The sequence below is a fragment of the Bradyrhizobium diazoefficiens genome (genome assembly GCF_016616885.1).
Taxonomy (GTDB): Bacteria; Pseudomonadota; Alphaproteobacteria; order Rhizobiales; family Xanthobacteraceae; genus Bradyrhizobium; species Bradyrhizobium diazoefficiens_F.
The window spans coordinates 2,068,978-2,080,985 of the sequence record NZ_CP067102.1 but is presented as its reverse complement, the minus strand read 5'-3'; the positions used below and the strand labels follow the sequence as shown (position 1 = coordinate 2,080,985).

General features: G+C 63.3%; 19 protein-coding genes. 7 read left to right on the top strand and 12 right to left on the bottom strand.

Translation table 11 applies throughout. The features are described from left to right. The first annotated feature begins 268 nt into the window (after positions 1–268). Positions 269–538, top strand: coding sequence for a hypothetical protein (locus JJC00_RS09375; protein ID WP_200472304.1), 270 nt, complete (start codon positions 269–271; stop codon positions 536–538). Here the strand turns inward: JJC00_RS09375 and JJC00_RS09370 are convergent. The 4 genes from JJC00_RS09370 to JJC00_RS09355 form a co-directional block, all read right to left on the bottom strand. Further along, a complete protein-coding gene (locus JJC00_RS09370; protein ID WP_200472303.1) occupies positions 535–702 on the bottom strand; it encodes a hypothetical protein in 168 nt (55 codons plus the stop codon). The two genes, JJC00_RS09375 and JJC00_RS09370, sit on opposite strands and share 4 nt — an antisense overlap. Positions 703–781: 79 nt before the next feature. Continuing rightward, positions 782–991, bottom strand: a complete 210-nt coding sequence (locus JJC00_RS09365; RefSeq protein ID WP_200472302.1) for a hypothetical protein — start codon at positions 989–991, stop codon at positions 782–784. Between the two features lie 252 nt (positions 992–1,243). Continuing rightward, positions 1,244–1,435, bottom strand: a complete 192-nt coding sequence (locus tag JJC00_RS09360; protein WP_200472301.1) for a hypothetical protein — start codon at positions 1,433–1,435, stop codon at positions 1,244–1,246. Positions 1,436–1,493: 58 nt separating this feature from the next. Beyond that, positions 1,494–2,438: a Ku protein gene (locus JJC00_RS09355; RefSeq protein ID WP_200472300.1), complete on the bottom strand. Its 945-nt coding sequence runs from the start codon at positions 2,436–2,438 to the stop codon at positions 1,494–1,496. 168 nt (positions 2,439–2,606) lie between these two features. Between JJC00_RS09355 and JJC00_RS09350 the strand changes: the two genes are divergently transcribed. Further along, entirely contained in the window at positions 2,607–2,825 is a 219-nt protein-coding gene (locus JJC00_RS09350; protein WP_200472299.1) for a hypothetical protein, read from the top strand. Between the two features lie 2 nt (positions 2,826–2,827). Beyond that, on the top strand, positions 2,828–3,073 hold the full coding sequence (locus JJC00_RS38020; RefSeq protein WP_200495969.1) for a hypothetical protein: 246 nt from the start codon (positions 2,828–2,830) through the stop codon (positions 3,071–3,073). Between the two features lie 299 nt (positions 3,074–3,372). Here the strand turns inward: JJC00_RS38020 and JJC00_RS09340 are convergent, their stop codons facing one another. Then, on the bottom strand, positions 3,373–3,555 hold the full coding sequence (locus JJC00_RS09340; protein ID WP_200472298.1) for a hypothetical protein: 183 nt from the start codon (positions 3,553–3,555) through the stop codon (positions 3,373–3,375). Between the two features lie 118 nt (positions 3,556–3,673). Between JJC00_RS09340 and JJC00_RS09335 the strand changes: the two genes are divergently transcribed. Beyond that, positions 3,674–3,871 carry a hypothetical protein gene (locus JJC00_RS09335; protein ID WP_200472297.1) on the top strand — a complete coding sequence of 66 codons (198 nt, stop codon included), beginning with the start codon at positions 3,674–3,676 and terminating at the stop codon, positions 3,869–3,871. A gap of 329 nt (positions 3,872–4,200) precedes the next feature. Then, complete coding sequence (locus tag JJC00_RS09330) at positions 4,201–4,419, top strand: hypothetical protein (RefSeq protein WP_200472296.1); 219 nt, start codon at positions 4,201–4,203, stop codon at positions 4,417–4,419. Between the two features lie 35 nt (positions 4,420–4,454). Here the strand turns inward: JJC00_RS09330 and JJC00_RS09325 are convergent, their stop codons facing one another. The 7 genes from JJC00_RS09325 to JJC00_RS09295 form a co-directional block, all read right to left on the bottom strand. Next, positions 4,455–4,769 carry a response regulator gene (locus tag JJC00_RS09325; protein WP_246774153.1) on the bottom strand — a complete coding sequence of 105 codons (315 nt, stop codon included), beginning with the start codon at positions 4,767–4,769 and terminating at the stop codon, positions 4,455–4,457. 6 nt (positions 4,770–4,775) lie between these two features. After that, positions 4,776–5,669, bottom strand: coding sequence for an SMP-30/gluconolactonase/LRE family protein (locus JJC00_RS09320; protein WP_200472295.1), 894 nt, complete (start codon positions 5,667–5,669; stop codon positions 4,776–4,778). After that, positions 5,666–6,493: a citryl-CoA lyase gene (locus JJC00_RS09315; protein WP_200474060.1), complete on the bottom strand. Its 828-nt coding sequence runs from the start codon at positions 6,491–6,493 to the stop codon at positions 5,666–5,668. Before JJC00_RS09315 ends, JJC00_RS09320 begins: the two co-directional genes overlap by 4 nt. 61 nt (positions 6,494–6,554) lie before the next feature. Continuing rightward, positions 6,555–7,817: a CaiB/BaiF CoA transferase family protein gene (locus JJC00_RS09310; RefSeq protein WP_200472294.1), complete on the bottom strand. Its 1,263-nt coding sequence runs from the start codon at positions 7,815–7,817 to the stop codon at positions 6,555–6,557. Positions 7,818–7,858: 41 nt separating this feature from the next. Continuing rightward, complete coding sequence (locus tag JJC00_RS09305) at positions 7,859–8,881, bottom strand: ABC transporter substrate-binding protein (protein ID WP_200472293.1); 1,023 nt, start codon at positions 8,879–8,881, stop codon at positions 7,859–7,861. A gap of 30 nt (positions 8,882–8,911) precedes the next feature. Then, positions 8,912–9,685: an ABC transporter permease gene (locus tag JJC00_RS09300; protein WP_200472292.1), complete on the bottom strand. Its 774-nt coding sequence runs from the start codon at positions 9,683–9,685 to the stop codon at positions 8,912–8,914. After that, on the bottom strand, positions 9,669–10,460 hold the full coding sequence (locus tag JJC00_RS09295) for an ABC transporter ATP-binding protein (protein ID WP_200472291.1): 792 nt from the start codon (positions 10,458–10,460) through the stop codon (positions 9,669–9,671). Before JJC00_RS09295 ends, JJC00_RS09300 begins: the two co-directional genes overlap by 17 nt. A 159-nt stretch (positions 10,461–10,619) precedes the next feature. On the opposite strand from JJC00_RS09295, the gene JJC00_RS09290 reads away from it, so the two are divergent. Both JJC00_RS09290 and JJC00_RS09285 read left to right on the top strand, forming a co-directional pair. Beyond that, positions 10,620–11,309, top strand: a complete 690-nt coding sequence (locus JJC00_RS09290) for an IclR family transcriptional regulator (protein ID WP_200472290.1) — start codon at positions 10,620–10,622, stop codon at positions 11,307–11,309. Between the two features lie 228 nt (positions 11,310–11,537). Further along, positions 11,538–11,741 (top strand): hypothetical protein, encoded by a 204-nt coding sequence (locus tag JJC00_RS09285; RefSeq protein ID WP_200472289.1) that lies wholly within the window; start codon positions 11,538–11,540, stop codon positions 11,739–11,741. Positions 11,742–12,008: the final 267 nt, after the last annotated feature.

Below are 12,008 nucleotides of genomic sequence, written 5' to 3'. Positions count from 1 at the left end.
ATTTGTCGCTCTCTTCGACCGCGTGTGGCCTGGCGTAAGCGACGATCTCACCCCTCGTGGTCCCGAGAGGAAGCCGCGAAGCTAGCCGCGCCATATTTTATGTATCGGCTTTTTTACGGCCGCATCGTGCGAGCTTCTTCAAGTCTTGCACAGGTACGCGGAACACGTGGACAAGCGCGAGCCCTGCCGATCGCGAATCCCTGCTCCGTGCTAAGCGCCTGGAACGAGCAGGCGGGCGGAAGGATTCGTCCAGGCAGGAGTGGTCTCGATGCTGATGGCGAAAGAAAGACGGCCGGCGATCCGAACGCTGCGCGGCTGGGCGATCTCCGTGCTGCAGGAGGCTGGCGCCATCCGAGAATGCGAGGAGCACGGCTGGATGCAGGACCTGGCCGACCCGCATGCGCGCGAACGCGCCTGCGACATCGCCCGCCGGGATCCGCCGCCTGGCGTCTCGGTGGAGGCAGCGTCCGTGGCGATCGCAGAAATGCTGGACTCGATCGGCGATAACTGTCCGGAGTGCCCGCCAGAGTTCGCCTAGGCCGCCTCGTCGGCGCCGCCGGACGTCGGGGGCGCCCGCATGCGGGCGAGCTCCTGCCAGGCCATCGCCAAGCTGATCAAGCGTTGCCGCTCCAGCCCGTCGGCCGCCATCGCGAGCTTCATGGCCGCTATCGCCTCGCTCTCGGGTTGGTAGTCGTTGCCCATGCTCCCGATATCGTAGCTGGACAACGTAAACGGCAGGTGGCCGGCGCCCCGTAGGATTCCCGTTCCGACAAGTCATCTCTCAGGGTTTGCGCTTCCGTCCCGCTTCCGGATTCGCCGCCGCCTCGCGAGCCAGACGTTCTGCCTTCAGCCGCTCGCGGTTGGCGTGGAAGGCCTGCTGGGCGCGCTCATGCTCGGACAGCGCCACCTTTACCTCCGTCTTCCGAAAGACCTTGTGAGCCTCCCGTTCCGCCGCGGTCGGCGGCCTCCGTTCGGATATGTGGTTGCTCATTTGCTCCCTCCGTCGGTCGCAAACGGTCCTTGGCGCCAAGTGGTGCGCGCATCAGGACCGCCAACCTAGGTGGTAGGTTTTCCTCCGGCTTGGGGCTTTGGGGAGTAGGGTGCCAGAGGCAGGGAATCGACGCCTGACGGGCCGGTTCGTTCCATCCCGCGCACCGCTCGGCCAGTCACATTCGTCGCAGCAGGATGCGGCTCGCGCTGCGAATGAGGCTGCCGCTGCCGCCCGGTCCCGGAGCATCGTGCTCTAGCCTTCGTCCGGCTCGCGCACCACCGGCGGTTCTTCGGCACCTTCGTCCTCGTCGCCTTCCTCTTCGTCCTCGTCGTCGTCGTCTCCGTCTTCCTCGGGATCTCGGGGTGGTGTCATGTCACCTATGGCCACGAAGGGACTGCGGTCGATGAAGCTGGCTGACAATTCCTCTGGGAAAAGTGGGGTCATGCGTTGCTCCTCGGTTTCCAATCTGCGGGACGGCGCCCGCCGCGCGTTGGTCTGCCACTCACGCGGACTTCCGCTGTCGACCAGCCGCGGGCTTCTTCGCCGCGGACTCCTTGGCCGGCTTCTTGCCGGCGATCGGCATCAGCATCTCCTTCTGGCCGGCCGCCGCCTTGCGCGGCGTCTTGGCCGTCTTCCTCGGGGCCGCCTTGGTATGGACCTTGGCCCCGGCCGCAGCGCTTCCCACGCTCTTTCGCAGCGCCTCCATCAGATCGACCACATTCTCGCCCTTGGGTCGCTCCTTCGGCCTGATCGTCTTGCCCGCGCGCTTCTGGTTGATGAGGTCGACGAGCGCGGTCTCATAGTGGTCCTCGAACTTGTCCGGATCGAACCGCCCCGCCTTCTGGTTCACGATGTGCTTCGCCAGGTCCAGCATGTCCTTCGTGACCTTCACGTCCTGGATCTCTTCAAAGTATTCCTGCTCGCTGCGCACCTCGTAAGGATAGCGCAGCAGCGTGCCGACGAGGCCCTTGTCCATCGGCTCGAGCGCGATGATGTGCTCGCGGTTGGTCAGCACCACACGGCCGATCGCGACCTTGTCCATCTCGCGGATGGTCTCGCGGATCACGGCGAAGGCGTCGTGGCCGACCTTGCCGTCCGGACGCACGTAGTAGGGCCGGATCAGGTAGCGCGGATCAATGTCGGTCCTGTCGACGAACTCGTCGATCTCGATGGTGCGCGTGGACTCCAGCGCGATCTCCTCGAGCTCCTCCTTGGTGACCTCGATGAACTGGTCCTTCTCGAGCTGGTAGCCCTTGACGATATCTTCGTTGGGCACCTCGTCGCCGGTATCGGCGTCGACCTTGAGGTACTTGATGCGGTGACCGGTCTGCCGATTGAGCTGGTTGAACGAGATCTTCTCGCTGTCCGATGTCGCCGGATACAGCGCCACGGGACAGGCGACGAGGGACAGACGCAGGAAGCCTTTCCAGTTGGCGCGCGGGGCCATGTACGCAGAACTCCGGTCGCGGCGGCCTGGATTCAAGACGAACGGCGGGCGCCAGTTCCGACAGGCATGGGTCGCCTGGTCGAGATTCATGCCGGATCCTACGGGCCGCGCCGGAGGAATCCGCCGCCGACCCTTGACTCCGCGAGAACGAAAAGGGAACATGTCGCCATGCCCGCTGCACCCCAACCGTTCGCGCCCGCCAAGGGCGATCTCGAGTTCGCCGCCGACCAGGCGATCGAGGCCTGCGGCGGGGACGCCCGGGAGGCGGTGAAGGCGCTGCTCGTCGCGGTCGACTTCCTGGAGTCCAAGGTCGACGAGCTCAAGGGCGCGGTGTCGAACGGTTATGCGCGCGGCCGCTACGTCGCGCCGCACGATCGCAAGGAGTAGCGATGGACGTCACCTACTACGTGGCACTGCCGTTCGTCATGGCAGACGACGGGCTCGCGCCTGGCGAGGCGGTGGAGTGCCTGAGCGCCAACGCCGCCGTCATGCGCGCCGAAGCGCTGTCGCGGAAACCCGGCTGCGCCGGCGCGGTCGCCTTCTCGCGGACCGGAGACCCATCCAGCGGCGACTTCGGCGACGCCAAGGTCATCCGGAAGTTCGGCGAGGTGCCCGACGATCTGAGCACGCTCTGACGGGCGGCGGCTTCGGTTAACTCGTCGCTTGGACCGGCCGCATCTCTCGGATCGAGCAGGTTCAGCGCCGTCTCGATCTGGGCGAGCAGCGCCTGGATTTCCTCTCGTTCGTTCGGTCCGGGATCGCTCTCCAGCCGCTCCATGAGCGCCTGCTTCCGCGCAAGCAGCTTCGCAACCGTCGACATCTCGTTCCCCGCTTCTGGACGCCTAAATTAGGAAGCTGGTGCGCCCGCGACGAATTTGCCAGTTATGGCTTTGCGAGGCCGGATCACCGGCTAAGGCTGATTTCTTCCGGATCACTATTTGGCCGGCGGCCGCAGCGGGCCTTCCACCCACTTCCGGGCGTCGGGATCGTGCAGCGGATCGTCGTCGCAATCGGGGCAGACGTAGCGCTCCACGCCTCTGGCGGCCTCCTCGCAGGCAAGCTTCATTGGCCGCCCGCAGTGCGGGCACGGCTTCCGGATTGGATGTAGCAGCGACATCTGGCTTCCCCTGCCGCGCTTAGACTATTCCCGGTCGCTGCGCCGACACAAGCGAGCTCTTGACGCGAACCGCGCCACCCAATCAAATCCAGCTTCGGTGATGTTGTGGGGTGGCGTCATGGAAGAGTTCTACAGCGGCTTCGCGCAGCGGGCGCGCGATCTGGCGGAGAAGGCGGACCCGTTCACACGAAGACGGCTGCTCGACTTGGCCAAAAGGTACGACGCCAAGAGCAAACCCGGCGGCAGCGCCCGGCCGCTGCCGCCGCCCCGCACCACGCCGCCGGCGACACTCTTCGCCCGCCCGGGCGAGGCATGAGGAAAGGCGGCTCCGCCGAGGTCAAATGCGACGTCTGCAATGGCGCCGGGCACCAGCCGGCGCGCGAGACCGAACCCGGTCGCAGGATCTTTCCTGGCCGCTGCACGAAGTGCGACGGCAAAGGGCGAATGCCGAAGCAGGAGTGACCCTACCCGAATTCAGCAGCCGAGCGTCCTCACGGCGGCCGCGGTCGCAACGATCCACGGGCCTCTCGGCGGCCTTGACGCGGTCAGCGTCGATCCGAACCGGTCTGTTCGTGAACCAACGATCGCTCCTGCCGTTGTGCCGCATCCGGGTCCGCCTTCGACTGCGTGCGCCGAGGAACGACCATGAGGACCGATTCGCGCCAGCATTTCGTTTCAGGCACCGAAGATCGAATCTACCTCGAGTCGCTCATCCGTGAGGATTTCGAGCGATGCCATCCCGGCGAGACCTTGGAAGATCTCAAGCGGCGCGCATCCTTTTCGAAGGAGGACAGAGACCTGCTGCGGGACTGGATGGCGGTAGCAGCGGCTCGCGCAGCGGCCGCATCCAGGCCCAACGCATAGCCGGCGTTGCAGGCGCGAACAGGGATTCAACCCGGCTAAGCCGCCGTATCGAGCAGCTGCGACACGGCGGCAGCCAATTGCGCTGGCGCAAAGGGCTTCTCGATCAGGACGCTACCGTCAACGCCCTGCGATTTCCAATCCGGGGCGCTGGCGCTCGTCATGTAAATCACGGGAAAGCCGGGCGTGATCTCCCTGACCCGCCGGGCCAGCTCCCAACCCGTGATGCCATCACCCGGGTTGACGTCCGTGAGCAGCGCCCGACACCCCTCCCGGCCGTCGCGATAGGTGGACAGGGCCGCCTCTCCCGAACGGACCGAGCAGGCTAGTCCTCCTCGGGTGCTGGCAATCAATCTGTCTTAGAGACCATTAGTGTCGGCGATCAATATGGAGCCGGTAGATGATTCTGTGGTGAACAGAGCGCCATTTGGACCCAATGCGACATTCGTGCAGGTTGGGCCAGCGCAGGATTTGACGCGCGCGATACATTCACCGTTGGGCGCCAGCACGAAGACATGACCGAGCGAGGCATGCGCAACGAATAGTCGCCCATTCGCGTCCATGGTCAGCCCGTCTGGACCGCTTATCCCGAAGAACACGCTGAACCTGCCGACCTTGGCGACTCCTCCATCGCGCACGAGCGGCACCCGCCAGACGCTGTTGTCACGCGTCATTGCCACGAACAGCGCGGTTTCGTGGGGGTCGAGCACGAGACCATTCGGGCTTGGCCCATTCGAGATCAGGCAATCCAGCCGTCCATCGGGACGCAGGCGAAATACGCGGCCGGTTGGATCGTGTAACCCGGTCTGGCCTTGGTCGGTAAAGTAGATGTCGCCGATCGACGAGATATGCAGGTCGTTGCAGCCCTTGAAGGACTCGGAAATGCGATGACCAAGCAGGGTCCGGACCGTGCCGCGCCGTGCATCCAGCTCCATCAGGCCATTCATGTAGTCGGCGACCAGAATGCGGCCGTCCGGCGCGATCTTCAGTCCGTTTGGCCAACCGTCATACTCGATGATCAGGGACCAGGCGCCATCCGTTGCAATTCTGAAGATGCGGCCGAAGGGAATATCGACCACATAGAGATTTCCGGACGCGTCGAACGATGGCCCTTCGATGAAGCAATCGACCGGCTTGCCGCCGCGGTTGGCGTCGGCCCAATCCGAGCGGACGCCGGGCCTGCGAAATTCGGCCGGCATGGTCGCCCAGACGCGCGTTTCGATGACCTGTGGTGGCCCATCGAGATACATCATGGCGCGCCGGTCAACCTTCGCTTCGGCTGCCCCTCATATTTGTAGGCGAACTGCTTGGGCATGGGTCCCTTGTTGCGGTCCTTGCGTCCGGTCTGCTCCCAGGCATGTGCCAGGATGCCGACCGCGCGCGACAGGCAGAAGATGCCACGCGCGAGCGGCGCGGCAAATCCCAACTCGCCATAGATCACCGCGGTCGCGCCATCGATGTTCATCGGGATGAGCTTGCCCTTGCGCCGCTGCATGACGCGCTCGATCGCGCGCGCGGCGCTGGCGTAGTGGCCACTGACCACGCCTTCACCCACGGCAGCATCGACGAGGGCCAGCAGCGGTGCGGCACGCGGATCGACGGGATGGAAGCGATGACCGAAGCCAGGCAGATATTTGCTGCGTATGGCGATGAACCGGTCGATGGCATCATTGGCGGCTCGGTCGGTTTCCGCGGTCTCGCTGCGTCGCAGGACGTCCTCGTACAGCTCGATCGCCTGCTCTCCGGCTCCGCCATGCACGTCGTCGAGCGTGTTAATAGCAGACGCCATCGCACCATTGAGCGGCAGCCCGCAACTGACCGCCATCTGGGCGATTGCAATCGATGGCGCGTGCGGACCGTGATCGACGGAGGCGACGAGCGCAGCTTGCAACAGTTTCTCCTGCGCAGGTAGAGGCAATTCGCCCCGCAGCATCAGCCAGATCATGGCGGGGAACGAAATCTGCCCGATCAAGTCCTCAATCGGGTATCCGCGATAAGCGATCCGCCCTGGGGCGATATCGCATATGGAGGTTCGCCACCAATGGGCAGCCTGTTCTCGCAGCTCTGTTTCGCTCATTCTGCTTTTCCAATCCAAATTGGCTGGTGGCCGAACTGGCCACCACTTGCATGCAACTGCTTCACGCAGCGCCATCGGTTGCGGCGCGAACCTGCGGAAAGTGTGCCTCGCCCTGGCGTGGCGTCCCGACCACGCCACTGGAGATCAACTGCTCAGCCTCCTGAGCGGTGTAGCCAAGCCGCGCCAACCATCGTTCAGTGTCGGCACCGAGGGTCGGCGGCCGCGATGGGACGGGAAACTCTTCGTCCAGCAGAAAACCTGGGCGCGTGACCCGCAAGGACGGCTCACCTGCCCTTTCAGCAGGTAACCTCTCCACGAAGTTACGATCCAACACATGCGGCTGCTGCAGAATTTGGGGAACGGTCAGCACACAGCCGGCAGGAACACCCGCGGCATTCAGCAGCATCTCCCATTCCTCTGCCGGCCTGGAGTTCAAGGCCGCGTTGAGCTCCTCGGTCAGCGACGCGCGGTTCAACTTGCGCGCCTCGCGCTTTGCAAAACGCGGGTCCGCTTTCAGATCTTGCCGGCCGATCAGGTCGCAAAGGGTCTGGTACTGCTTTTGCTCGTTGGCGGCGATATTCAGGGGACCCGTAGCGGTCCGAAAAGTGCCTGACGGCGCGGCGGTGAAGTTCTCGTTGCCCATCGGCTGCGGCTCGACGCCGGCGTTCAGATGATTGGATACTACCCATCCCATCGCCGCGATGGTCGCCTCGAGCAGCGAGACGTCGATGAAACGGCCGCGCTTCGTATGCCGCTGCTCGACGAGCGCGGCGGCGATGGCAAAGGCGGCCGTCAATCCGGCGATGGTGTCGGAGATCGGGAAGCCGGTCCGCAGCGGCGCCGTGGCCGCATCGCCCGTCACACTCATCGCACCTGAAAGGCCCTGGACAATTTGATCGTACGCCGGCCGGCCGGACCACGGGCCGCTCTGCCCAAAGCCCGAGATCGCGCAATAGACGAGGCGTGGATTGCGCTTGCTCAAGATGTCGAAGTCGAGACCAAGCCGCTCCATCACCTTGGGTCGGAAGTTTTCGAGAACGACATCGGCCTCGGAGACGAGCCGCAGAAATACCTCCTTACCCGGTTGCGACTTCAGGTCGAGCGCGACGGATTGCTTGCTGGCATTGACGGCCACGAAAGAGAGGCCTTGCAGACGCTCTGCCCTTTCCGGATCGGCGCCGAGCCGGCGGGCAAGATCACCGCCGTTCGGGTTTTCAACCTTGATGACCTCCGCGCCGAGGCGCGCAAGATGGTAGCCGCAGAACGGACCTGCCAAGACATTAGACAGGTCGAGGACGCGGATGCCGGAGAGCGGCAGAGACATCTGACAAAGCCTTCCTTGAGACGCGCGGCCAACACCCGGACTTATTTCGGCAACTTGGCTGCATGTTCGGCAAAACGATTGGTGAAGGTCTTGCCGAGATCGATGTTGGCCGCCGCAATCTTCGGGTCGAAATCACTCAGCACCGCGAGCGGAACCTTGGCCGCTTCGGCGTCCATGAGGCCGGTCTGGGAAAACAGCGCCTTCGAGGCCTTCAGAATCTCGATGTTCACCTCGCGGTTGTCCGTCTTGTACCCGGGCGGAATTGCATCGACGAGTTGCTCGGTCGACGCCGAGTTGATCCAGCGGTGGGTCTTCAGCAAGGCATTGACCAGGCGCTGCACGGTCTCCGGATTCTTGTCGATGAACGATTGCTGCAGGTAAAGGCACGCCGTCGGATAGACGCCTCCAAAGGCGACCTGGGAGCCTTCCACCGTGCGCGCATCGAACAGGGGCTTGGCCGTATTCTTCCGCGCCAGCAGCGTGGCGATGGGATCGAAATAGACCAGCGCGTCGATGTTCTTGGCTTCGAGCGCCACCATGCCCGGCGCGCCACTCCCGACCGCGATGATATTGACGTCGCGCGGTCCCAGGCCGGACTTCTTGATGTAGTAGCGCGCCATCGTGTCCGTCGATGAGCCGGGCGCCGTGATGCCGAGCTTCAGACCCTTCAGGTCGGCGCCGTTCTTCACCTTGTAAGCGAGATCGTTGCGTACCCCGAGAAGAACCCCGGGGATATCGTTGAGCAGGAAGACGCAGGAAATCGCCTTGCCCTGCGCCTGCATCTGGATCGTGTGGTCATAGAATCCCACGGTGCCATCGACCGAGCCGCCGATCAGGGCCTGCAGCGCCTTCGACCCGCCTGCCTGGAAGTTCTCAACGGTGACATCGAGGCCTTCTTCCTTGAAGTTGCCGAGCTTCACCCCGAGTTCGAGCGGCATATAGTTGAGGATCTGGGAGCCGACAGCAATCTTCAGTGTCGCCTTCTCCGGTTCGGCGGCACAAGCCGACGAGAGGCCGAGGCCGATAGCCGCCACGCTCAGGATGACTCGCATCAACGCGCGCATGTGGATCTCCATAATTGACGATGCATCAGTTCAGGTTTCGTGAGCGGGCGCTGGCCGCCAGACCAGGAGCCGTTTCTCCGCACGGTCGACGACCGCGTCGAGAGCAATGACGAATGCGGACAAGACGATGATTCCGGCGAACACGCCGGTTGCGTCGAGCACGCCTTCGGCCTGCGCGATCAGATGGCCAAGACCTGCGGACGAGCCGAGGTACTCGGCCACGACAGCCCCCATGACCGCCATGCCGACGGACACTCGCAGGCTCGACAGGATCCAAGTCGTAGCGGACGGCAGATAGACGTGGCGCAACAACGAGGATTTCGAGGCCCGCAAAAGCCGCGCATTTGCGAGCACGACCGGATTGACCTCGCGCACGCCCTGGAAGGTATTGAAGAAGGCGACAAACAGCACCAGCGTCACACCGAGCGCGACCTTGGAGGTCAGCCCAAGGCCGAACCAGATGACGAAGATTGGCCCCAGCAGGATGCGCGGGATTGCGTTGAACATCTTGATGAAGGGCTGAACGACGTCAGCAGCGAACGGGCTAAGGCCGAGCCAGATTCCGAGCGCGGTGCCGATCGCAATCCCAGCGACAAAGGACAGGATCGTCTCGACCAGCGTGATGCCGACATCGGTCCAGAAATCGCCGGTGGACATCCATTCCCTTATCCGCTGGACCAGAGTCGACGGCGCAGGGAAGAAGAACGAGTCGATGACTTCCGACCTCACTCCGAGCTCCCAGATCAGGAGGAGCGCAAGGATGATGGCGGCCTGCGTGACGGCGACCTTAGTTCTGCGTGGCATAGCTCTTCTCCACTTCAGCGCCGAGCAGCGACCAGATTTCGCGATAGAGGGCGACGAATTCGTCCGTGGTCTGCAGCGCGGAGACATCCCGCGGACGCGGCAGGGTGATCTTGACATCGCCCACCATCCGGCTCCCGGGCCCCGAAGACATCACGACCACGCGGTCAGCCAGCGTGATCGCCTCGTCGAGATCGTGAGTGATGAAGATCAGTGAGCGGCGCTCGGCCTGCCAAAGGTCGAGCAGGATGCGGTGCATGAGCCTGCGGGTGTGAACGTCGAGCGCCGAGAACGGCTCGTCCATCAGGACGATTCTCGGCTCCATGATCAGCGTCTGCGCCATTGCGACGCGCTTGCGCTGCCCGCCCGAGAGCTGATGTGGATAGCGCTCCTCGAACCCTTTGAGGCCGACCTTCGCAAGCCAGGGCCGCGCTTCGGCACGCGCGGCTTCGACCGACTTGCCCTGGAACACCAACCCGAGGCCCATATTGTCCTGCGCGGTCTTCCACGGCAGCAGCCCTTCCTGCTGGAGCATGTAGCCTGACTGGTCATTCAGTCCGGCGAGCGGCTTGCCGAAGATGCGAACCTCCCCCGACGCGGGCCTCAGAAGCCCCGTGACAGTGTTCAGGATTGTGGACTTGCCGCACCCCGTCGGTCCCACGACCGCGACGAACTCCGTATCGCCGACCTGGAGGTTCATGCTCTCGACGGCGGTGAAGGCGCCAAAACGGATCATCACCTCGCGCAAATCAACGGCAAGCGCTGGCTGCCCTTCCATAGTTTCGCTCCGTAGAACTTATTCTGTGGTGTGAAATCAGTAGCCGCATGAGACGGACCGGTCAACCATATTCTGTGGGTCAGAACTACTCCGCACGATAACGATGGATTCCACCTTGCATCGACGATAAGAGTTCTATTCCATAGAACCGGAGCAGATATGGGCAAGACTGGCGTTGACGCCGTTGGCAGGGCTCTCGCGATTCTGAAAGCCTTCGGCGCGGAACGCACCGCGATGACGCTCACCGAAATTGCTGTCGCAACCGACCTCTATAAGAGCACGGTGCTGCGGCTGGCCGCTTCGCTGGAAGCCGACGGTTTCCTGGTTCGGGGTCCGGACCGGTTGTTTCGGCCGGGACCGGAGCTGTGGCGGCTCGGCGCGCTCTATCAACGCGGCCTGGACCTCGGTGAAGTGATCCGGCCGGCGCTCCGCCGACTGGTCGAAGCAACCGGGGAAACCGCGTCCTTCTATGTCGCGGATGGCGATGAACGCATCTGTCTTTACCGCGTCAATTCTCCACGTTCGGTTCGACACCACCTTGAAGAGGGTCAGCGGTTGCCTATCGATCGCGGCGCCGCGGGCCGGGTTCTCACCGCCTACCGCGAGTCATCTGATCCGGCGGGGAAGAAGATCCGCGATCGCGGCTTTTACGTTTCGATCGGCGAGCGGGATCCGGAGGTTGCTGCTGCAGCCGTGCCCTTGGTCGACGTGCATGGCAAGCTGAGGGGAGCCCTCTCACTGTCAGCGATCAGAACGCGGTTCGATGCTGACGCGCGCAAGACCGCAGTCGATGCTCTGAAATCAGAAGCGAAGGCCTTGGTGGGCTTGTTGCCTGCGAGCGAAGAATGACGCCCGAAGCGCCCGCTGTTGCTGCTCCGGAGCCGCCGCCCACGATGCCCGTCTTGCAGGAGCTAAGTTGATCCTTCCAGATCGCGCCTCGACAACGTGACGCCGACACAAGGCCTCGGCTTGCCGCCAGCCCTGGAGCTAAGGCCTCTTTGTGCCTGTGTACATTTTTGTACAAAGCACCGGAACGCAATCCGGGTTCCTGACTCATCTCAATGGGACTTCGCTAGGATGAAAGACGTGCCGCGCTACACCTCCTTTGCCCGAGAGGCCGCAGCAACGCTGCTGCGCATGGCAAAAACAACAAAGGACCCGCAGGTTGCGTCCGGTTTGATCCAGCGTGCAGCCGATCTGAAGGACCGCACGGGCGAACTGCCCGGGATTGATGTTGAGGCAGTCGCCGAGCAGCCGAAGAAGCCACTGACGAAGAACTAAAGACCAATTGTCGCAGAGATGTTCGCGGTCGAAGCAAGAGCCGACGCTTCAGTCGCCGCTTTATTACCGCGATTCAGTCTTCGCGCTCATACGTCGTTCAGAAAGGGACCTCTATGCTGTGCCTGCGGCGACTACAATCAACGGGAGAAACCAGATGAGAATTAAATTGGCGTTTCTCGCATTGGCGACTTTAGGTGGCGCAGCAATTTCGACCGGAGCCGCTTCAGCGTTGCCGCTCGTCCCTTTGGGACAGTTCCAGTCTTCGAA